Annotated in this window: 11 protein-coding genes and 1 other annotated feature (1 of these 12 cut by a window edge); all 11 genes read left to right on the forward strand. The window is 51.8% G+C overall.

Translation table 11 applies throughout. The features are described from left to right. The first annotated feature begins 33 nt into the window (after positions 1-33). The 11 genes from JFN88_RS17650 to JFN88_RS17700 all read left to right on the forward strand — a co-directional run bounded on the left by JFN88_RS17650 (position 34) and on the right by JFN88_RS17700 (position 23,842). Entirely contained in the window at positions 34-1,269 is a 1,236-nt protein-coding gene (locus JFN88_RS17650) for a response regulator (RefSeq protein WP_233168006.1), read from the forward strand. 234 nt (positions 1,270-1,503) lie between these two features. Next, entirely contained in the window at positions 1,504-8,661 is a 7,158-nt protein-coding gene (locus JFN88_RS17655; RefSeq protein ID WP_199020617.1) for a glycoside hydrolase family 2 TIM barrel-domain containing protein, read from the forward strand. A 202-nt stretch (positions 8,662-8,863) separates the two neighbouring features. Beyond that, positions 8,864-9,955 (forward strand): multiple monosaccharide ABC transporter substrate-binding protein, encoded by a 1,092-nt coding sequence (chvE, locus tag JFN88_RS17660; protein WP_269846576.1) that lies wholly within the window; start codon positions 8,864-8,866, stop codon positions 9,953-9,955. 103 nt (positions 9,956-10,058) lie between these two features. Then, positions 10,059-11,609 (forward strand): multiple monosaccharide ABC transporter ATP-binding protein, encoded by a 1,551-nt coding sequence (gene mmsA / locus JFN88_RS17665; protein WP_199020618.1) that lies wholly within the window; start codon positions 10,059-10,061, stop codon positions 11,607-11,609. Next, positions 11,593-12,756: a multiple monosaccharide ABC transporter permease gene (gene mmsB / locus JFN88_RS17670; RefSeq protein WP_199020619.1), complete on the forward strand. Its 1,164-nt coding sequence runs from the start codon at positions 11,593-11,595 to the stop codon at positions 12,754-12,756. The genes mmsA and mmsB overlap by 17 nt, the downstream gene beginning before the upstream one ends. A 772-nt stretch (positions 12,757-13,528) precedes the next feature. Then, positions 13,529-16,342, forward strand: a complete 2,814-nt coding sequence (locus JFN88_RS17675; RefSeq protein WP_199020620.1) for a bifunctional diguanylate cyclase/phosphodiesterase — start codon at positions 13,529-13,531, stop codon at positions 16,340-16,342. A 110-nt stretch (positions 16,343-16,452) separates the two neighbouring features. After that, positions 16,453-18,093, forward strand: coding sequence for a thiamine pyrophosphate-binding protein (locus tag JFN88_RS17680; RefSeq protein ID WP_199020621.1), 1,641 nt, complete (start codon positions 16,453-16,455; stop codon positions 18,091-18,093). Positions 18,094-18,378: 285 nt separating this feature from the next. Continuing rightward, on the forward strand, positions 18,379-20,208 hold the full coding sequence (locus JFN88_RS17685; protein ID WP_199020622.1) for a UbiD family decarboxylase: 1,830 nt from the start codon (positions 18,379-18,381) through the stop codon (positions 20,206-20,208). Positions 20,209-20,525: 317 nt separating this feature from the next. Beyond that, a complete protein-coding gene (locus JFN88_RS17690) occupies positions 20,526-21,908 on the forward strand; it encodes an ABC transporter substrate-binding protein (protein WP_199020623.1) in 1,383 nt (460 codons plus the stop codon). Positions 21,909-22,041: 133 nt separating this feature from the next. Next, on the forward strand, positions 22,042-22,929 hold the full coding sequence (locus JFN88_RS17695) for a carbohydrate ABC transporter permease (RefSeq protein WP_199020624.1): 888 nt from the start codon (positions 22,042-22,044) through the stop codon (positions 22,927-22,929). A gap of 79 nt (positions 22,930-23,008) precedes the next feature. Further along, entirely contained in the window at positions 23,009-23,842 is an 834-nt protein-coding gene (locus JFN88_RS17700) for a carbohydrate ABC transporter permease (RefSeq protein ID WP_199020625.1), read from the forward strand. A 102-nt stretch (positions 23,843-23,944) separates the two neighbouring features. Further along, positions 23,945-23,971, forward strand: a binding site (T-box leader); it runs 204 nt beyond the window's last position.

Genomic DNA, 23,971 nt, shown 5'->3' on the forward strand with positions numbered 1-23,971 from the left:
GGTGCGTGAGTGGCGGTAGAGGGGGATGTCTGAATGGTACAAGGTGAGATGGTCGGGGCGCATAGATGGAAGGTGATGATCGCTGACGATGAAGCGATTATTCGTGAAGGCATTCGCGACGCAGTCGATTGGGCGAACTTGAATATGGAGGTTGTGTGTGAGGCGGAGGACGGCGAAGAAGCGCTGGAGATGGGGAAGGCTTACGAGGTTGATATTGCGCTTGTTGATCTGAATATGCCGATTATGCATGGTCTTCGCCTGATTGGGCATCTGCGCGATAACTTGCCCGATTGCCGAATTGTCATTATAACCGGCCATGACGAGTTCGCCTATGCGCAAGAAGCAATTCGGCTTGGGGTACAGGAATATATTTTGAAGCCGGCAAGTCCGGGTGAGCTGGCGAAAGTAATGATGGAGCTTGGCAAGCAACTGGATGTGGCGTACAAACAAAGCGTGCACCTGCGGCAGGCGTCCAGACAGATGGCTCGCAATATTACGCTGTTCAGAGAGAAGTTCGGGCTGGAATGGATGGGCGGCGGGCTCACTGGCGCCGAAATTATGGATCAATTGGAGTTTCTGCGGTTGCCGCTCGCATGCCCCGATTGGATGGGCGTGATCCGCTGGCCGGAAGTCACTGTGAACAAGCCGCTGCTCGGTGAGGGTGAACGGCAGCTGATGTTGTTCGCGATCGAGAATATCGCCGGGGAGATCATTGTGGCTGACGACAAGGTGATCTTCCGTGGCCATGCCGGGCTGATCGTTGTGCTGATATGGGGGGAGCTTGCAGCTTCCATCCCACAGGATATTGAAGCAGCGGTGCAAGCCTATTTGAAGTTGTCCGTACACACACACTTCGCTATGCTGGATGGGAATCTGGCGGGTGTTCCGGCTGCGTATCGCGAATGCAAATCCGCGGTGTACAAGGATTCCCAAATCTCACCTGTCGTTCGTCGCCTTCGGCAGTATGTGCGCGAGGAGTATCATGATCCGGATCTTTCACTGGAAGGGTTGGCCAAACTATTGCAGGTATCGCCGGTTTATCTCAGCCGGATGGTCAAGCAAGAATTGGGAATCCCCTTCGTCAGTCTGGTGACAGCATTGCGTATTGAGAAGGCGATTCAGTTGCTCAATTCAACCGATATGCCGATTCACGAAATTGCGGGTCAAGTCGGTTATGTTACGCAACATTACTTCAGCACGACATTCAAGAAAATCGTCGGGGTGTCGCCGAACCAATATCGTCGGGGTGACGCATTTAGTGAGCAGTAAGTTGGATTATTATAAATTCAGTTGCTTTTTTGAAAAGACCGCTTTCTTCATCGTCCCGTATACTTGCCTTGGAACAGCTAACCAACCTATCTAAGAGAGGGGTACAGACAATGTTGAAAGCGGTTTTAATGGGATCAGCATAGCAAGCTTGATGTGGCAGCTATGCTGATGATGGCATGTAAGTATTGGTGCGAGTAAGTAAAAAACGTTAGATTCAAAAGAGGAGGAAAAACAATGGCTATTCGCAAGTCAACACTATCATTGGTGATGGCGGTGATGCTTGTTCTGCCGCTGTTCCCGCCGCCTCCGGCGGCGCGGGCGGCTCAGTCCGCGTCAGGCGACGTGCTGACCGTTGACGGCAGTGATATGCACACAAGTGACCAAAGCGAGTATTATAAAGCTTATCTCCCAGCGCTTGGAGGGGGAGGGGGCGAATCCAACTGGGTCAATAGTGGAGGATATTGGTCGTGTTGGGAGGCCGGTTATGTTACTTTCAGATTTAAAGGCACAGGCATCAAGGTGTACGGAAAGACGGCCAGCAACCACGGCGAAATGGCCTTTACCGTTTTGAAATCAGGTGCCAACATAGAAAGCCCTTCTGCCGGCGACATCGTGAGGCCGGAGAAGATCGTGAATACGAACAGCGCCAATGCTGTCGAAGATGTCGTTATTTTCGACAGTTCTGCTGACGGCAATTTGCCGGATAGTTATTATATACTGAAATTCAGAATTGTTAAACAAGGTCAATACGGCCTATTTAGCAGATTTGATGTACTCGGCTACGACCCTAACGGCTTTAATCCGCCAGGTATTCCGGAACCCCCGAGGGATACCGAGGGAGCAGTAAAGGGCGACGAATGGACCGAGCAGACAAAACGTTTCGCGGTCAACCGCGAGGACGCGAAGGCGCATTTCTATCCGTATGATACCGAAGAAAAAGCCCTTGATGGCTATACCATGAATCCTGTGGAAAGCGATTACTACATGAATCTTGATACCGTCAACGCGTCTGACTGGAAGTTCTCTTATGCCGCCAGGCCGGCAGACAGGCTAGGCGCCGCAGCAAGTGGAAACGCTTTCTCGGACGCTGAAAACGCTTTCGATTTTACCCAATTTAGTTATGACGATGCAAGCTGGGATAATATTAACGTCCCGTCCAGTTGGCAGATAAACTGGGAAGCCGACCCGGCCAATGGCAACAAGCCAAAGTTCAAGTATGACAAGCTTATTTATACAAACTGGGGTCCTTACGCGTGGGAGCAGGATGGCTGGAATAACACCGGCAAGTCTGTCAGCGGAAAAACGCCCGTCGGCACAAACGCCGTCGGCACGTACAGGCACAAGTTCAAAGTGCCCGATAACTGGGATGGTCGCGAGATCCTGCTTGATCTGGCGGGCGTTGAGTCCAACAGCTTCGTCTGGGTCAATGGACAGTCTGTCGGCTACGCCGAGGATAGCTTTACAAACAAAACCTTTAACATTACCAAGTATTTAAACTGGACGAACAAGGCTGAGAATGTGCTGACCATTCAGGTGTTCCGTTTCTCGACCGGCAGCTTTTTGGAGGATCAGGATGTCTTCAACATGTCGGGCATATTCCGCAGCGTATTTCTAACCGCGCGTCCAAAAGTGGCGCTGTACGACTTTGAGGTCAAGACCACGCCCGAGACCGCTGGTAAATACGACGGCGCTTGGAACCTCAACGTAAAATCGCTGCTGCGCGACTTCGGCGCGGATGATCGGGACGATCTCAAGCTGACAGCCAAGCTGTATGACGGGGAAACTGTTATCGGGACGGCTGGCCAAGCGATCGATCCAAACCAGTTCAAAATTAAGAAAAACTGGCTTGGAAACGACCAGGTGGTGACCGATGTCTATTGGCAGGGTGAGAACGGTCATACGGTCACCAGCCAGTTAACGCCGGAGGACTATGCCCGGGCGGCCAGCTATTTGGATTTCAAAATTAATGTGCGGGACCCCAAGCTGTGGTCCGCAGAGAAACCGAACCTGTATAAGCTGGTGCTCACCCTTGAGAAGGACGGCAGCATACAGGAGACTACCTCTGTGCGCGTCGGCTTCCGCGAAATAAAAATTGAGGGTGATCGTTTCTTTATAAACGGTACGCGCATCATGTTCTACGGCACCAACCTGCATGAGACGAACGTTGGCACGTACGGTCGCACCATGACCGAGGATACGATTCGCCTGGATTACAAGCTTATGAAGCAGGGCAACGTCAATGCGGTTCGTTTTTCTCACTACCCGAAGGACACGCGCTTCTACGACTTGGCTGACGAGTACGGCCTTTATCTGATGGATGAGGCGAACCTCGAGACCCATTCCGACAGAGACGGCGGCGGCTTTCATATTTCGAACAACCCAAACTGGGGCCCCGCGATACGCGACCGTATCGCGAATATGGTGGAACGTGACAAAAACTATCCCAGTGTTGTGATTTGGTCCATGGGTAACGAATCAAGCGGCGGCGACGAGTTCCGAAAATGGGCCACCAAATGGGCGAATGAGCGTGACACGACGCGGGCGACACACGCGGAGTTTGATAATAGTTACAAGAATAGTCTCGTCAACGGCAACCCCACCGTCAGCAGCAACATGTACTCAAGTCCGGGCAGCGTCGGCAGCAATTCGGGTGGCGACAACAGACCCTATTTGATCTGTGAGTATATCTATACCCGGGGCAACGCGGGCGGCGCGTGGGACCCCTATATCAAGGGGTTTGACGATAAACCGAGAGCGATCGGCGGCTTTATCTGGGACTGGGCGGACAAGGGAGTATTGACTCCGCGGCCGGATATCGCTTATGACGCGGATTACATCAATCACCCCGACAACTGGTTCTACGGGTACGGCGGCGACTGGGGCGACAAGCCCACTAATTTCACCATGGGCACCAACAGTGGCAATCACGGCTCCCAGACTGCAAACGGCATTGTATTGAACGACCGCGCATTGAAGCCTATATGGGAAGAAATGAAATATCAGTACCGCTGGATAACTGCGACCCTTCCGAACGATGTGACCGCGCTGAAGGAAGGCAGTGAGTTTACCGTAAACAATAAGATGTTATTTACAAATACTAATGAATATGGAGCGCGCTGGGAGCTTCAGCGTGACGGAAAGGTTATTGAAGACGGCGTATGGGAAGCCGGGATTAGCGTCGGCCCAGCGCCATCAGGCGTAGATGAAAAGACAATCACTTCGGATCAGTTCCAGGTGCCTTTTGACAGACCGGAGGATTGGGAGAGTTATCAAGGCTCGGAATATTTCTTCAACGTTTATTTCTACGAAAAGGGGCAACCCGCTTGGGCGGACACACAGAACTACGAAGTATCCTGGAGTCAGCTTCCGGTTGACTTCAACAGCGAGCCTTGGGAGAGGGGCACAGCCAAGCCGCCAGCAAGCACAGGCGCGTTCGACATCGTGGATGGGGCAACCGACATCACCGTGGACGGCGACAATGACTTCTCCCTTGTAATAAATAAAGCGACTGGCATTATAACCAAGTATAGTTACAAGGGCAAAGATTTTCTGGAAAAAGGCCCCGCGCCTAACTTCTGGCGCGCCTTTGTAGAGAACGACTACGGATGGGATGCCAACGCATCCACCCGCGAAGCGTGGCGCACCGCCAGCAATAACGTTACGGTGGAACAAGTCAGCCTGCTTAATGAGGGGGGGAAAGATTTCGAGGAGATCGCCATCAGTGGATATCTCGGCGCCCCCAACGCCCGCAAGGGCAGCTACAAGACGGTATACAAGGTCTACGCCAACGGCGAGGTGCAGGTCGATTACACTTACGAATTCAACGGCAGCCTCACAGGAAATAACGCCAGACCCCTGGAGATAGGCAGCATGATGACTGTCAAACCGGGATTCGACAATATAGCCTGGTATGGTCGGGGTTCCGAAGAATCTTATGTGGATCGCAAGCTTGGCTATCCGGTTGGCATCTATAACAGCACTGTTGCCGAACAGTTTGTGGATTATATTCAGGTACAGGAGAACGGCAATAAGGTGGATGTGCGCTGGATGGCGCTTACCGACGGCGACGGCGACGGCCTGCTGATTAAGTCCAACGGCCGAACGGTGCCTCTGGGCGGCAGCAGAGTAACAAGTACGAACATGCTGGAATTCAACGCCCTGCATTATTCGCCTGAACAATTGAACAAAACAGGAGCGAGCCGCGACTATCATCCGTATCAGCTTGAAAGGGATGCGCTTGCGGCAAACGGCGGCGATCCTGATCTGCCGATTACGCTGCGCATCAACGCGTGGGGAATGGGCGTCGGTGGTTATAACGGCTGGGGAGCGCAGCCCCGTGAAGATTTGGACTACCGCTTAAATGTCGCAGGAAAGACCTATGAGTACAGCTACACCATGAAGCCCGTAACCGGCTTCGACAACAAGGCGGACGAATCGATAAAAGCAGCGAATGACTATTATCAAGCGCCGCGTTACGATGTGGAACATGTCGACGCCGTACTGAACGTCAAAACGATCGTTGAGGGTTATCAGGCAAGAATCCCAGTAACCGCTGATCCCGCTTATAAAGGCTTCGAAATTCGTTTAATCGCAGAAGATGGATCAACTATACGCTCCGCGGTAATCGACGCGGATGGCAAGGCCGTGCTCAAATTGAGCGCCGCTGATGTCCCCGGGGAGGGCGTCTATGTGGTTGAGTTCTGGGATGGCAATAATTATGTAGGCTCAAGCCATCTGACGGTGGTTTCGATTAAGCAGCTTTGGACGCCTGAAACCCAGACCTTGATTGACGGCAAGCTCAGGGTGACGTTCCCTGCAAAAATCGGCGGGAATATTACGACCAATAAGGGGGACGCGACAATCGTCGGCGACGGCCATACTTTGGTTGTAAATGTACGCTCAGACGCCGAGGGTCGCATCGAGATCAAGGACGTTGAATACCCCGGTCTGTTCACCGACTATAAATTCAACTTTACGCTGTTCTACAAAACCGATTACCAGGGGGTACCGGAAGGCTACAAGTCCGCGTATCAGAAGCTTTGGGGCGGCGATTACGACAGCATGTATAACAACGGAGCGCGCAGCCCGAGTGTGTATACCTCAGGCCAATACGCAGGCCAGTTGATCGTAAGTTATGAAGCCGGCGACTGGATCAGATTCGATAATCTGGCCTTTACCGGAAACGGCGCTGCGGCAATGAAAATCAGCGGCACGAGGGCGGACGGAGGCACTGCCCCGGTGGAGGTCTATAGGGGAATCGGGACGCCGCCAGGGCCGACGACAAAAATTGAAGCAGTTGAAAAAGAGCTTCTGAACAGATTCAGCTTTCCTCAAAGTCCCGGCGATTGGTTTAGCAACGCAGGGGAAGTGACCTATACCTTCGACACTCCGCTAAAGGGTCTGGTGGATTCGGTATATATCTATGTACCCAACGGAGGCTTTGCGTTCCTTTCGATCGAGTTTGTGGAGGCTGGCGGGCCTGCCGCTTCGGCGTCATCCAGCGACTCCCCGATGTACTCGGCGAGCACTTCGACCGGTATGCCTACGGTAAAGAGCGTTGATGGCAAAATAACTTACGTGCACGACGGCAGTACGAGGGTAGACGGCGACACCAAAGTGTTGGCGACGTTCGATGATCCCAATGTCGAGCTTTACTACGTGATACCAGGCTACACAAGAAGTCTGTCCGCAAGCTATACAGGCGTCCCGGACGCGCCGGCAGGCTCGTATTTCAGCGGGAATCAGGACGCAGCGTCAGGTTATGTGACGGTGTATGGAGCAAGCCCCAACGATATACTGGCCAACAAGGTCGGCCTTGACGGAAAGATCACCATACCCAAGCCGACGCAGGGCGATTACACTCTGATGGTTAGGGCCGGCCATGCAGGCGACGATTCGGCCGTCTACAAGCACAGGTTTACGCTAACGGGGCACGAATCGATTGCGGTAACAAACATTGTTGTAACCAGCACCGCTCATGTTATTAAGGCCAAAGGCGGCACCCTGCAGATGTCTGCAACCGTTGCCCCTGAGCTTGCGACTGACAAGTCAGTCAAGTGGGCTGTTTACAACATCGACGGGTCGGCTACAGACAAGGCAACGATATCAGTCAGCGGGTTGTTGACGGCCAAGAAAAATGGCAAAGTCAAGGTTGTGGCAACAGCCAATGACGGCTCCGGCGTAAAAGGCGAACTGGAAATTACAATCAGCGGTCAGAGCAGCAGCAACCCCAATCAAGGTTCAGGCTCTGATTCGGGTTCAGATCCCGACCCAGATTCGGCTGCAGGCAGCGGGAATAACCCTTCGTCTGACGGTGTGAAAATTGTGAAGCCCTCAGACATTAAGCCGGATCAAGGCAAAGTCAGCTTGAAGCTGGATTCGAAGCAATCAGCGTTGTCGATCCCGCTCGACCTGATCAGCTCAATCGGTGCGAACAAGCTGGAAGTCGCAGCAGAGAACGTGAAGATTACGATTCCCAACGCGGTACTTGAAAAGTTGGCGGCGACGGCAGGCGGCGCGAAAGCAGGCAACATTGAAATTACGATGAAACCTGTCGATCAAGCGGCTCAAGGCGGCAACTTCAAGCAAGCGGGTCAAGTTTACGAGCTTAACCTGAAGATCAAGTCCGGTGACAAGGAATCGCGCTTGACAAACTTCATTGAGCCGATCGTAGTCGAGTTCCTGGTTGATCTGGCCCAATTGGACAAAGATCTGCTAGGCGTCTACTACTTCAATGAAAAATCGAAAGTTTGGGAATATGTTGGCGGTACCGTTACGGAGAACGGCATCAGAGCTTACCTGACACACTTCAGTAAATTCGCTGTGCTCGAATATAACAAGGTATTCACAGACGTACCGGACACGCACTGGGCACATCGTACATTGCAAGTGATGGCAGCGAAGCATATCGTGACGGGTGTATCGGCAACCGATTTCAACCCGAACGGTGTAACAACAAGAGCGCAATTCGTCACGATGCTTGTGAACGCGCTAGGTCTGGTAACGGAAAACACTTCGACGACGTTTACGGACGTACAGGCAACCGATTGGTATGCAGCCAGCGTAGCAGCCGCATACAAAGCCGGCCTGATCTCCGGCGTGTCGTCCGGTAAGTTCGAGCCGAAGGCACAGATCACGCGCGAGCAGATGGCAAGCCTTATGGTACGTGCATATGAGTATCGGAATGGCAAGACTGCGGCAACAGTTGATGCGGCATCCGCTCTGAAAGATGGAGAAAAAATATCCGCGTGGGCGAAGCAAGATGTGAACAAGGCGATCGAGCTTGGCCTTATGCAAGGCAAAGGCAAAGGCGTCTTCGCTCCGGCAACAACAGCCACCCGCGCTGAAACCGCGCAAGCAATCTTGAACTTGCTAAACAAAGCGGGCAAGTAAGCAGCAACAAACTACAATCAACATGAACATCGGAGGGACAACTGTCTCTCCGATTTTTTTTGGAATTCTGTCTGCCGGGAGCAAGTGGAGTTAAGTTGGTTTTTTATAAATTCGGTTGTTTTTTTGGAAAGACCCCTTTTGTTATTGTCCCGTATACTTGTGTTGAAATAGATAACCAACGAATATGAGAGGGGTACGGACAATGAAGAAAGTGGTCTTAATGTTTCTTATGATCTCGCTGGTAGCAGTGCTGCTGGCAGCGTGTGGAAGTGAGAGCGGCAGCAGTGGAAGTGAGAGCGGCAGCAGTGGAAATTATGTAGGCCTTGCGATGCCGACGAAGTCGTCGGAACGGTGGGTGCATGACGGCGAAAACATGAAGAAAGAGTTCGAGAAGCTTGGTTATAAGGTAGACTTGCAATACGCGGAAGATGTCGTTGAGAACCAACTGTCGCAAATCGAGAACATGATTACGAAGGGTGTCAAAGTGCTCGTCATCGCGGCGATTGACGGCGAGTCTCTCACTACTGTACTGGACAAAGCTGCGAAACAGGAAATCAAAGTCATTGCCTACGATCGATTGATTCGCAAATCCGAACATGTCAGCTATTATGCTACATTCGATAACTTCAAGGTCGGTGTACTGCAAGCGTCCTACATCGAGAAGACGCTGGGGCTAAATGACGGCAAAGGTCCGTTCAATATCGAGCTATTTGCTGGTTCCCCGGACGATAATAACGCGTACTTCTTTTTCGATGGCGCAATGTCGGTGCTGCAACCATATATCGATTCCGGCAAGCTCGTCGTGAAGAGCGGCCAGACGAAGTTCGAGCAAACGGCGACACTGCGCTGGGACGGCGCGACCGCACAAGCGCGGATGGACAACTTGCTTAGCGCTAACTACACATCGGATCGTGTAGATGCGGTATTGTCGCCTTACGACGGAATCAGCATCGGGATTATCTCCTCGCTGAAAGGCGTTGGCTACGGTTCCGACAGCAAGCCGATGCCGGTCATTACCGGTCAAGACGCGGAGGTTGCTTCCGTCAAGTCGATCATCGCCGGCGAACAGACGTCTACGATCTTCAAGGATACACGCGAGTTGGCCAATAAAGCGGTCAGCATGGCGGATGCGGTGCTAAAAGGCGAAGAGCCGGAAGTGAATGATACCAAAACGTATGATAACGGTAAAAAGGTTGTTCCTTCCTACTTGCTGGAGCCAATTTCGGTTGACAAGTCGAATTACGAGTCCGTTCTTGTAAGCGGAGGATATTATACTGCGGACCAACTGAAGTAGAGACGAATCACAGATCGTTATTCTATTCTTAGTGATGGCCCTTCGCGGGGCTGTCACTAAGCTGTTTCATTAGCTATCGCGCATCTGAGAGGGAGGGCCGATTATGACCGATATTATTCTGGAGATGCGAGGCATCACGAAGACGTTCCCGGGTGTAAGAGCGCTCGATAATGTCAATTTAAAGGTAAGAGAAGGAGAAATTCACGCGCTGATGGGCGAGAACGGCGCTGGCAAGTCAACGCTGATGAAAGTGCTCAGCGGCGTCTACCCGCACGGTTCTTATGAGGGTAAAATCCTGTTCAAAGGACAGGAATGCCAGTTTCGAGATATCAAGCAAAGCGAACAACTCGGCATCGTCATCATTCATCAGGAGCTTGCGCTTAGTCCGTACTTGTCAATCGCGGAAAACATATTCCTTGGCAATGAGAAAAGCCGATACGGAATTGTAAACTGGAGCGATATGATCGTTGGGACGCGCGAGTTGCTCAGGACGGTCGGTCTCCAAGAAGCGCCGAATACGCCGGCCGGTCAGTTGGGCGTCGGCAAGCAACAACTGGTTGAGATCGCCAAAGCGTTGTCGAAGAAGGTGAAGCTGCTCATACTCGACGAGCCGACAGCGGCGCTCAATGAGGACGATAGCGAGAACTTGCTGCAAGTGCTTAAGGAGTTCAAGAAGAGAGGGCTTACCTCGATTCTGATTTCGCACAAGCTGAGCGAGATTACAAGAGTGGCCGATTCCATTACCATCTTGCGCGATGGGAAGACGATTGAGACGCTCGATGTCGGTCGCGATAAAGTGACCGAAGACCGGATCATCAAGGGAATGGTCGGACGCGATATGACCCATCGGTTTCCACACAGGGAGCCGAATATCGGCGAGACGCTGTTTGAGATCAAAAACTGGTCGGTGTATCATCCGCAGTATCAGGAACGCAAGGTAATCGATGGCGCGAACTTGTCTATTCGCAGAGGCGAGATTGTCGGCATCGCCGGGCTGATGGGCGCGGGCAGAACAGAGCTGGCGATGAGCGTCTTTGGCAAGGCTTACGGCAAGCGGATTAGCGGCAGTCTGCATAAGAATGGCAAGGAGATTACGCTTCCTTCGATCAGTGCAGCGATCGAGCACGGTATAGCCTATGTGACGGAGGACCGCAAAACGTACGGTTTGATTCTGATCGACAACATCAAACGAAACGTGACTCTATCCAAACTGGGCAAGATAGCCCGCCGCAGTGTCATCAATGACAACCATGAGGTGGTCGAGGTGGAGAACTTCCGTAAGAAAATGAACATCAAGACCCCGACTATTTTGCAGAAGACGATGAATTTGAGCGGAGGAAACCAGCAGAAAGTGGTGCTCTCCAAGTGGATTTTCACTGACCCGGATATTCTCATCCTTGACGAACCGACGCGGGGCATTGATGTCGGAGCTAAGTACGAAATATATACAATCATTCATCAGCTGGCGGCGGAGGGCAAAGGGATTCTACTGATCTCTTCGGAGTTGCCGGAAGTGATCGGGATGTGCGATCGGATTTATGTGATGAGCGAAGGCGTCATAACAGGCGAAATCGCACATGAGGATGCGTCGCAGGAGAAGCTGATGAAGCTGATGACACGAATGGAGGCGAGCGAAGATGCAATTTCTCGTTAAGATGTTTCGCAACAATATGCGCCAATACGGGATGCTCGTCGCGCTGGCGTTAATTATGATTTTGTTTCAGATTCTGTCCGACGGCATTCTGCTCAGACCGCTGAACGTGACGAACCTGATCTTGCAGAACAGTTATATTCTCGTGCTGGCGATCGGGATGGTTCTCGTCATTATAGCCGGACATATCGATCTGTCGGTTGGGTCGGTGGCTGCTTTCGTCGGCGCGGTGTCCGGCATCATGATGGTGAACTGGAGCATGCCGTTCTGGCTGGCGGTTATTGTGTCGCTGGCGCTCGGTGCGCTGATCGGGGCGTGGCAAGGGTTCTGGGTCGCTTATGTGCGGATTCCATCGTTCATTGTGACGTTGGCGGGGATGCTGATGTTCCGGGGCTTGACAATGCTGGTGCTGAAAGGGCAGTCGATCGGGCCGTTCCCGGAAACGTTCCGCAATATTAGCAGCGGATTTCTACCAGATCCACTTGGAAACGGAGAGCTGCATCTGATGAGCATTGCGATCGGATTGGGGCTGTCGCTAATTCTGATCTGGAACGAGTGGCGCATCAGGAAGACGGACTTGGGCTATCAGTTCGACGTTGCGCCGATTGGCATCTTCGCGGCGAAAGTGGCGGCGATGGTGCTGGTACTGAATATTTTCATCTATGTGCTGGCGCGTTACGAAGGGATTCCGAATATTCTCATCATCTTATTTTTCCTCATTTTGATTTATACGTTCATCACGAACAAGACGGTTATTGGTAGACACGTTTATGCATTGGGCGGCAACGATAAGGCTGCCAGCTTGTCCGGCGTCAAGACGAAGCGAGTATCATTGTATGTTTTCATTAATATGGGCGTGTTAGCTGCGTTAGCGGGATTGATCTTCGCGGCACGCCTGAATGCAGCTACGCCAAAAGCAGGCGTCAACTTCGAACTTGACGCGATCGCGGCGAGCTTCATCGGCGGCGCCTCGATGTCCGGCGGCGTAGGCACCGTTGTAGGTGCGATCATTGGCGGTCTTGTCATGGGTGTCATGAACAACGGCATGTCGCTCATCGGCCTTGGCATCGACTGGCAGCAAGGGATCAAAGGGTTAGTATTGCTGTTAGCTGTAGCATTCGATATTTATAACCGGAACAAGGCGAGCTGATTGGCAGCTTGAAGCGCCCAAGCAGCGCATGCATCGTTGATATTGGAAAGGTATTGAGGATGTCTAGCTAGAGTCGGACGAGACAATGGGGCAGTTCAAGGCATTTTTTGGGGGAAGGCCGTTGATCGAGTATTCAGAGGAACGGGTACAGGATGCAAAAGATGTGTGGCGGAAGTGTTCCGCAAGTGTGAGATGAAACGACCCTATGGAGATCTCCGGCGCATTCAGCACATGATCGACAATGCGGACGTTCTGATTACTGCGTGGTCGGGGGCAGTGGAATTTTATCCAAAGCTCAGGTTCAATAAAGCGGACAAAGCTTTCGTCATCCCAAGAAAGCAATAGACGGCTTAACGTTAGACAAGCGGTAATGTGCAAGGGCTCCTAAGGCATTGGCGAAATTTTCGCACGTATGCGTGAAGGAGCCCTTTCTATTTTTAAATAAGCATCCTATTTATACTTTTTCCAATCCATCTTGCTGTTCTCCAGCAAATATTCAAAATTGTTTTCCAAGAAACTGTCTTTCGATCTACTACTGGTTATAAGGTCGGAGGAAGCATAATGCGGGTATGGAGACATCCGCTCAAGGGCCCAAAGACTATAGGCGCAATTCTTTAAAATGAAATAGTTCTAATTCGTTATTGGAAATTAATTCCATAAATTATCCAAAATCAAGGAGGATTTAAAGAGGATTTGTCGAATGACATACAATGACAAGAAGACCAGTGTAAATACTACTAAATGGCGATTTACTGGGGGGAGGGGGGCATCTATGTCCAAAGAGCAAACCAGATATTCTCGCCTGGCCAATATCACCAAATTGATTAACACAAATCTTGAACTGCGAGAAGTGCTGAGTCACGTTGTGACCGCCATTTCCGAGGAAATCGTCAGTTGTGATTCCGTAGGCATCTACTTGCCGCAGGGCGACGGAACCTTCAAAGGTTTTGTAGGCAAGCCTGAGTTTATCAATGGTATGACGCTCGATATGCAAGTTATTAATCCGGAGCTGGATCATCTGGCCAGAGAAGTAATCGAAACGGGAAAAACGATCTATATCCCCGATACTTCGGTCGATCATCGGCCTGATCAGGGCGCCATCGCCGCGTTTCAGATCAAATCTTTGTTGGTCGGACCGATTTCCTACGAAGGGGAATTGTTCGGACTAATATTCCTGTTTGATTACGGCATTCCGATGAATCTGAACGAGTCCGAAATTCAAACTGTGGAAGCTTATATCAATATGGCGGCAGTTGCGATTCGGAATTCAAATGAGTTGACGCGCAAAGAAAATTTGATTGCAGAGAAGCAGCTGTTGCTCGATGTGTCTCGGGACCTGGCGATGTGCTCGTCAATGCAAGAGGTGCTGGACAAGTGCTTCAGCTATATTTCACGGGTGATGGGCAACTCCAACATCGGCGCGCATTTCATCGATCCGCTGGCAGGCCGCAGAATCAAACCGGCCCGGCTCAGCAAGGGCAGCGACTGGACAGAAGAAGAATGGATGAAGACGCATAGCAAAATCAAGATCGACCACAGCGAGGACAAAATGTTCCAGGAAGTCATCCGGACGAAGAAGTCCGTGCTTGTGCCTGATGTCATGGCTGATCCGCGGCCTAACCATGACGCATGTCGCAGATTTGGGATTAAAGGCATCTTCATGATGCCTATGGTATCCATCGGCCAGGTGCTTGGCACAATTGCTGTCGTTAACCTCGAAGGAAAAGAGCGGAGCTATACCCAGGCAAGCATGCAGCTTGCGCAATCAATTGCCGATACCACCGCGTCGGTACTGTCCAACTTGCTCTATATGGAGAAGCAGGAACTGATTATCCAGGAGCGGACATTCGAGCTGCTGGAGAAAAATACGGAACTGGAAAATGCGGTGAAAGAGCTGCAACGCATCAGCCGGGAAAAAGAACTGATTCTTAACTCAGCCGGAGAAGGGATATTCGGCCTTGATCGGGAGGGCTTTATCACCTTTTGCAACCCGGCAGCCGCCAGCATGCTGGGATATGACAACAAGGAGAGTCTGATTGATCAGTCTTACAGCGGCATTTTCAAACGGATTACGTCGTTTCAGCCGGGGGAACAGCCGAATTTTGCCTCTTATATTGAGAATAACAACACGGAGTATGACACCGATGAGCAGTTCTTCCGCGAGGACGGTTCGCGCTTCCCTGTTGAATATGTCGTTTCATCCATCAAGGAAGACGGAGCCATCGTCGGCTATGTCGTGACCTTCAAGGATATTACGACACGCAAGTTGATGGAAGAGAAAATCAGGTATCACGCTTATTACGACAGCTTGACAAATTTGCCCAACCGGGTGCTGTTGAAGGATCGCCTGAATCAGGGACTGGCCTACGCCCAGATTCACGGCGAGAAGCTTGCCGTCTTCTTTCTCGATCTCGACCGTTTCAAAATGATCAACGACACGCTTGGTCACAGCTACGGCGATCTGCTGCTTGAGGAAGTGGCGCGCCGGCTAAGCGACTGTGTCGGCAAGGGCGCAACGGTTTCGCGCCAGGGCGGAGATGAATTCACAATTATCCTGCCCAGTGTGCAAAACGAGGAGGAAGTCATCGTTGTCGCTGAACGTGTGCTGGAGGCCTTCTCGCGCCCGTTCAACCTTAATGGCAATGAGGTGTTCATCAAGACAAGCATCGGCATCAGCATCTTTCCTTACGATGGCGATACGGAAGAAAGCTTGATCATGAACGCCGATACGGCGATGTACAAGTCCAAGGAACTGACAGGCAACAACTATCAGTTTTATACTTCCGGCATGGACAGGCAGACGCTGGATGGAGTCAAGTTCGTCAGCGCCTTGTATCGCGCGGTCGACCATCAGGAATTTGTGATCTATTATCAGCCTAAAATCAATTATCTAACAGGAGAAATAACCGGCGTCGAAGCGCTCGTTCGCTGGAACCACCCGGAGCGGGGAATGGTGCTGCCGGGGGAGTTCATTCCGATTGCCGAGGAAATCGGGCTGATCATCCCAATCGGTGAATGGGTGCTGCGCGGCGCGTGTGAACAACTGAAAACGTGGCACAATCTCGGCTTTAAGGATCTGGATGTTTCCGTTAACATTTCCGCGCGGCAGTTCGAGCAGCGCAATTTGCTGCATACCGTCAACAGCATCCTTGAGGAAACCGGACTGTCGCCTGGCGATTTGGAACTGGAATTGACAGAAAATATCATCATCAAAAATACGGAAGGCACGCTGAAAACGATGGAGCAGTTCAGGGAGTCCGGTATCAAAATTGCCATTGATGACTTTGGTACAGGCTTTTCTTCACTTGGCTATCTGAAACGGTTCCCGATTACGACGCTCAAGGTGGATCGCTCCTTCTTGAAGGATGTCGACTCTGATTACGAAAATACGGCCATCGCGACGACAATCATTACACTAGCGCAAAATCTGAAGCTCGAAGTGATCGCCGAAGGGGTGGAAAATCAGGCGCAAATTGATTTCCTGTTGTCCAAAGGCTGCACCTCGATGCAAGGCTACTATTTCGGCAAGCCGCAGTCCGCCGAGCAATTGACCAACTTGCTGCTGCTGGGCGTGAAGACCCGTTAGTTTGAAGACATATCTTGTACTCGATGAACCCCTACTATAACTATTGATTAAGTTGTTGTCACCTGCCGCCAGCGGCAGAAGTGTCAAATTTGAGAAGGGGGAATGAATCAATGAAGGTTGCGCGTGCTGTGTTTGATTATCTGTTATCTGGAGGCGTACAATATGTCTTCGGCATCCCTGCAGGATCGGTCAACGGTCTGTACAACGAGTTGTACGACCTTCCGCAAATTACGCCTGTGGTTACCAAACATGAAGGGGCCGCCTCCTACATGGCTGCTGCCTATGCCAAATATTCGCGCGGACTAAGCGTCTGCATCGGATGCAGCGGTCCGGGAGGAACCAATCTGGTGACCGGGGTTGCCAACGCCATGCGCGAGCACTTGCCTGTGCTCTTCATAACCGGTGCTGTGCCGGTGAGTACAGTGGGACTTAATGCTTCACAGGAACTGGATGCCGAGCCGATCTTTCGCCCGGTTACAAAATACAGCGTGACGGTGCGGCGCGGCGCGGACTTGCCCGTTGAGATTGCCAAAGCGGTCGGCATCGCGCTATCGGGCGTCCCTGGGCCGGTGCATGTGGCGATTCCGATTGATGTGCAGTTGACGGATATCGATGATGCCGCAGCGTTGCCGGAGTTTCCTGTGCGAGCGCCTGTTGTGCCGGATGCGGCGCGTGTGCGTCAGGCGGCGCGCGAACTGGTCGCGCACAAGAGCGGCTACATCTTCGCCGGACAGGGAGCGCGAGAATGCGCCGACGCCGTGCTGGAGCTGGCGGAGCTGCTCGATTGGCCGATCGTGACGACGCCCCAAGCGAAAGGTCTGTTGCGAGACGACCATCCGCTGCATGCGGGCGTGTTCGGATTTGCCGGTCATGAGCAAGCTTCTGCGCTCATCAACGACGGCGATGGTCAAGCGATTGTAGTGATCGGCTCCAGTCTAGGCGAAACGGCTACGAACAACTGGAACCCTAATTTGACGAAGGATCGCTACTTTATCCAGTTGGATTTCGATAAGGATGTCTTCCATCGCAAGTATCCCGTCGATCTTCCCATATTGGGGGATATCCATCTAAGCCTGCTGTTCCTCATCGATGAATTGCAGGAATTGGGGTTGACGCGGACAGCCTATGAACGACCAAGCCGTGAAAGTCTGCCCGACGATGCGGCGTACAGCTCGCGGAATGTACTGACCAAATTGCAGCATAGTTTGCCTGCTTCGGCGCTGTACACGATTGATATTGGCGAGTTCATGTCCTATGTAATCCGTTATATGAATGTCCACGCGGAAGGAAGCTTCGATATCAATGTGCATTTTGGCGCGATGGGCAGTGCAATCGGCGCGGCGATTGGCGCGAAGCTGGCTGATCCTGAGCGACCGGTCGTGTGCCTCACCGGCGATGGCTGCTTCTTCATGCACGGTATGGAAGTGTTGACGGCCAAAGAATACGAGTTGCCGATTCTATTCGTTGTCATGAACAACGCCCGCCTCGGCATGGTGTATCACGGTCATACACTGCAATACAAACGGTCGCATGCGCGCTTTGAACAACAGCCGATCAACATTGCCGCTGTGGCGCAGGCGATGGACATTCCCAGCTACCGCGTAGAAACGATGGACGATCTGGACCGGGACGCGATTGCGGCAATGGTGCGCGATTTGCGCGGGCCGGCTGTTCTGGAAATCTCCCTGGTGGACAACAACATCCCCCCGATGGGGGATCGGGTGAAATTTCTTTCCTCTTTTGTAAAGTAAACCTCGAGGAATTTTTGGTTTTCAAAAGCTCTCCCTTGGGGGATGTACCAGCCGCAAGGGATGGCTTTTGTGAGTGTCATCATTTCTCGTGGGTTTAGCTTAACATACCAGTCGGCTTTTCCGTCGGCGCTCATTTGCAGTCGACATTTCGGAAAATGAAGCTGCAAATTCCTTGTAAGTGTACGTTCTTTGACCAATTCCCCTTCTACCTTGTCTTTCACCAGCCAAAAGCTGCATAATAGAAGGATCAGGTTCGTGTAACGAACGGGTTGGAGGAAATTATCCATGTATGAAAATTTGCAGCAATGTGTCATAGACTTGGAGAGGAACGGGCATTTGATCCGCATCCGTGAGGAAGTGGACCCTTATCTGGAAATGGCCGCTATTCACTTGAAGGTGTATGAGGCAGGCGGACCGGCATTATTATTTGAAAATGTGAAAGGCTCCAGGTTCCGGGCCGTGTCGAATTTATTCGGAACGATGGAACGGAGCCGCTTTATATTCCGTCAGACATGGGACCTTGCGACAAATGTTGTCGCGCTGCGCAATGATCCGATCAAAGCCATGAAGCAGCCGTTTAAACATATCGAGACAGCGCTTGGAGCATGGAAGGCACTCCCAATGAAATCGCAGGGGGGAACAGCGACGATGCAGGAAATTCAAATTTCCGATCTGCCGCTCATTCATCATTGGCCGATGGACGGGGGAGCGTTCGTGACGCTGCCTCAGGTCTATTCAGAAGACCCGGACAAGCCGGGGCCGATGAATTCCAATCTCGGCATGTACCGCGTACAGCTTAGCGGCAATGAGTATGAAATGAATAAAGAGATCGGCCTGCACTACCAGATTCACCGCGGCATCGGGGTGCATCAGTCCAAGGCTGTGAAGCGGGGGGAGCCGCTGAAAGTCAGCTGTTTCGTCGGAGGACCTCCGGCGCATACGCTGTCGGCCGTTATGCCGCTGCCGGAAGGGCTAAGCGAGGTTGCTTTTGCCGGGCTGCTCGCCGGAAGGCGCTTCCGCTACAGCTATGCAGACGGCTTCTGTATCAGCAATGATGCGGATTTCGTCATCACAGGCGAGATTCACCCCTATGATACGAAGCCTGAGGGACCATTTGGAGACCACCTGGGGTACTACAGCCTGACGCACCCGTTCCCAGTGATGAAGGTGCATAAAGTGTATGCGCGACCGAATGCAATCTGGCCATTCACTGTCGTCGGACGTCCGCCGCAGGAGGATACGGTGTTCGGCGCGCTCATCCATGAGTTGACAGGCGATGCAATCAAGCATGAAATTCCCGGCGTCAAAGAAGTCCATGCTGTTGATGCTGCCGGCGTGCATCCGCTTCTGTTTGCTATCGGCAGCGAACGGTACACGCCATATGAAAAGGCCAAGCAGCCTGCGGAGATTTTGACGCTCGCCAATCGCATACTGGGAACCGGACAACTCAGCCTGGCCAAATTTCTTTTCATTGCGGCAGAGGAAGAGCAGCCACTGGATACCCACCACGAGATCGATTTTCTGACATATATTCTGGAACGGCTGGATTTGCATCGGGATATTCATTTTTATACGAATACGACGATTGACACGCTGGATTACTCCGGCACGGGATTGAATACGGGCAGCAAAGTCGTCTTTGCAGCCTGCGGCGGCAAAAAGCGCGAGCTGTGCAGAGAAGTGCCGGAGCAGCTTAAAGGGCTTCGCGGCTTCGAGGCCGTGAGTCTCATCATGCCGGGTGTGGTGGCTGTTCAGGGACCGGCTTTCACCGAGTATGGCAAGGGCCGGCAAGATATCGAGCAGCTTGCCGAGGCGATTGCCTCAAGGGGAAAGTTGGCGTCTTGCCCGTTGATTGTACTGTGCGACGATGCGGCTTTCATGGGCGAAACGTTAAAAAATTTTCTGTGGGCGGCCTTTACTCGGAGCAATCCATCCCATGATATCCATGGCGTCAACAGCTACTACAAGGACAAGCATTGGGCCTGTGATCAAATTATTTTGGATGCGCGCATCAAGCCCCACCATGCGCCGCCGCTTGTGCCCGATCCGGCGGTTGAAAAACGCATTGAGCGCTTGTTCACCAAGGGAGCGAGCCTTGCGGACATCAAGCTGTAAGGATGATCTATTTTTTGCAAAATGCAAACCCGCAACTGCGGTTGGAGCGAATGGCTTCCAGCTGCAGTTGCGGGTTTTTATATTCCGCCGCGAAACGAAGTTTTTGCCCGTCAAAGGACGGCAAGCCGTTTACTCTTGCATGTCCGCGACTTTTCTGTATATCTCGGGACGATTGTTAGGAATGCATCTGCCGTATCCCGCCTGATAACAGCTTGCCATAAAAATCGCTCTTTTAAAATATGTTTATAAAGCTTTGGGTAAGCGCATTCACTACAGTAGTTTGACAAACTGGCAGTAGAAATCAGGGAGGTTGAAACATGATAAAAACGACAAGCGGCAAACGGGTATTGCTTGTACTGGCATCCATTATCCTTTTCGCTTCTTTGCTGGCGGGCTGTTCGGGCAGCAGCAGCGGTGGACAAGGTGAAAACGGGAAAAAAACGGTCACGATTACGTACCGGGATGACGGCATCGGGGAGCAAGGCGCCATGTACAAATGGATCATGGAATTGTCCAAAAACTACCCGGATAAAAATGTCGAAATTAAACCGACTCCGATTCAGGCTTCGGAGGGCGATTACTTCGCCAAAATCGCGTTGGCGCTTAAATCCAAGGACAAGGCGCCGGATATCGTGACGGAGGATACCTTTATTCTGAACTCGGATGCCAGTGCAGGTTTTCTGGAGCCGCTTGACGACAGGCTGAAGGATTGGCCGGACTGGACGGACGGATCGTTCATTGAGGCAATGAAGAAAGGGGTAACAGCAAGCGACGGCAAAGTCTATGGCGTGCCGTACAATACCGATTCCAGAGGATTATGGTACAACAAAACAATTTTCAAGGAAGCCGGACTGCCGGAGGAATGGACCCCCAAGACATGGGAAGAAGTATTGGATGCGGCAAGAACGGTCAAGACCAAAGCAGCGGATGGCGTCGTACCGATCTGGATGAATATGGGCAAAGCGACCGGTGAAGCCACCTCCATGCAAACCTATGAAATGCTGCTCTATGGTACGGGCGGGCGGCTATATGACGACAGCACCGGCAAATGGATTGTGAAAAGCCAGGGAATTCTGGATTCGCTTCGTTTTATCGAGACGGTAAACAAGGAAAAGCTGGGGCCGCCGTTGTCCAAAGTATTGAACGGGCAGGCAGGAAATACGGCTACGCGTGAATATTTGCCGCAGGGCAAGCTGGCAATTTCGCTGGACGGTTCCTGGATTACGGGCAATTATCTGGAGAACGGGGCTGCGCCTTGGCCGGAATATAAGGATGTTCTGGGCTTCGCGCCCATGCCGACAAGCAACGGTCAGACGCCGGGTTCCATTACGCTGGCTGGGGGCTGGGCGCTATCCATACCGAGCAATGCGAAGAACAAGGATGAAGCATGGGAATTTATCAAGTATGCGCTCAATAAAGAAAACTCTCAGAAGTTGGTCACGGCCTCAGGCAATATTACAGTGCGGGCGGATGTTGCGAAAGACCCTGGCTACACCCAGATGCCATTTAATGAAATTGCAACGGAGTATTTGCAGAACGCAGAGTTCAGGCCGGCGCAGGACAAATATCCGGAGGTCTCAACCCAAATTCAGACGATGGTGGAAGCGGTGGCAACCGGAACCTCCCCGGAAGCTGCGCAAAACAAATATGCCCAGGATGTAACCCGCATTGTGGGCGAGCAGAATGTAATCGAAAAATAAGCAACTGTTAGCATGGATCATTTCATTTGTCATACCGCTTGCCCGGCTTCCCGGAATCAGGCCCCGGGCAAGCGGCTTTGACATCATTTCTGCTCCATGCTGCCGGGTATGACTGAGGAAGGAGTACAATTTCATGAGCAGTCTGACGCTTAACAGTCCTCATCGGAAAAGAAACACCTATACATGGCTTTATTTCTTGCTTCCTTCAATCGCAATCATGATGCTGTTTTTCATCTATCCCATTCTGTTGACTTTCTTTTATTCCTTCACCAATCTCGCTTTGACCGGAGAGTCGGCGAGGGAACTGAAATTTATTGGGCTGGATAACTACACGCGCATGTTTCAGGACCCTGCGGTTCGAATCAGCATTTGGAACACGCTTATCTTCCTGTTCGGTTCTGCCGTAATCGGTCAGCAGGTGCTTGGCTTTCTTATTGCACTGTTGATGAAGCATAAAAATAAGCTGTTTCGCCGCGTTGTCGGGACAATCGTCCTTGCTGGCTGGGTGACGCCGGAAATTGTCAGCGCCCTGTGCCTGTACAGCTTTTTCGGAGATAACGGCACGCTTAATGCCATTATTACTTCCTTTGGCCTGCCTGAGGTGACCTGGCTGTTCACGGTGCCGATGCTGACCATCATTTTGGCGAATATCTGGAATGGGACAGCCTTCTCTATGCTGATTTTCCAGGCGGCGCTGGATGATGTGCCAAGCGAGATCGAAGAGGCGGCGGTCGTGGACGGGGCGTCGCGTTGGCAAATTTTGACCCGCATCATTCTCCCTTATATAAAGGACTCGATTACAACCAACATGATGCTCGTTACGCTGCAGACGCTGGGGGTATTCGGACTGATCTACGCCATGACCGGCGGCGGACCGGGAACATCAACGACGACACTGCCGATCTTTATGTACAATCAGGCCTTTATCAACTATCAGCTCGGCTATGGCACTGCGATATCCTTGCTGTTGCTGCTCATCGGGATTGTTCTTAGCCTGTTTTACATCCGTTCGATGAAATGATGAAAGTTCAACCTTTCTCGGAGCCATGCAAGCAGGCTCAACAGATTTTCATGATACAGGATTAACAAGGAGACTTACTATGAACACGAAACAGCGTAAACTTATTTTTCACTTTTTGCCGCATACGGTGCTCGTCCTGATAGCGATTTCCTTTCTGCTGCCGCTGCTGTGGGTGCTGGTTGCTTCGGTGGATCTGAGTGCGATGCAGTCGCTCAAAATTCCGGAGAATCTGACTTTGGGCAACTATATCGACGTCATCGCCAGCAGTGAAAACCAACGAGCTTTCCTGATCGGACTTGTCATGTCGCTGGGCCAGGCCGTACTTGTCGTAATCCTCGGGCTGCTGGCGGCGTACCCGCTGTCCCGCTACCAGCTTAAATATAAAAAGCCGTTCATGCTGACGATTCTGTTCATGACGTCCCTGCCGATTACAGCCGTCATGGTCCCGGTGTATCAATTGTTTCTAAGTCTCAAGCTGTACGACAATATCGCGGGCGTCATCTTATTTTACGTAGCCTCTTCCCTGCCGTATGGTATCTGGATGCTGAAAAACTTCATGGATTCGGTTCCGGGCGATCTGGAGGAGGCAGCCTGGGTGGACGGAGCTTCTGTTTTCGTGGCCATGCGTAAAATTGTCGCGCCACTGATGGTACCCGGCATTTGTACAGTTGCGATCTTTACCTTCTCTGGCAGTTGGGGCAACTTCTTTGTCCCGTATATCCTGTTGCAGTCGCCGGAGAAATTTCCTGCCGCGCTCAAGCTGTACCAGTTTTTCGGACAGTACGGCATGGTCGATTACGGGAAGCTGGCTGCCTTCTCCGTGCTCTATGCGATCCCGTCTGTCGTCATGTACATTCTCTCCCAACGTTTTATGTCCAAGGGTTTTGGTCTACAGGGGGGAACGAAGGGATGAGATGAACGCTTGCCCAGCCTATTTTTCAAAGTGCCCGAAAAAAAAGTCCAATTCGGGTTGACAAAGCAAAGCAGCCTGCTCTATAATTTCGTTAACCAATAATAAAATGTGATGATTAGAAATAGTAGA

Source organism: Paenibacillus roseus (assembly GCF_016424485.1).
Classification (GTDB): Bacteria; Bacillota; Bacilli; order Paenibacillales; family Paenibacillaceae; genus Paenibacillus_D; species Paenibacillus_D roseus.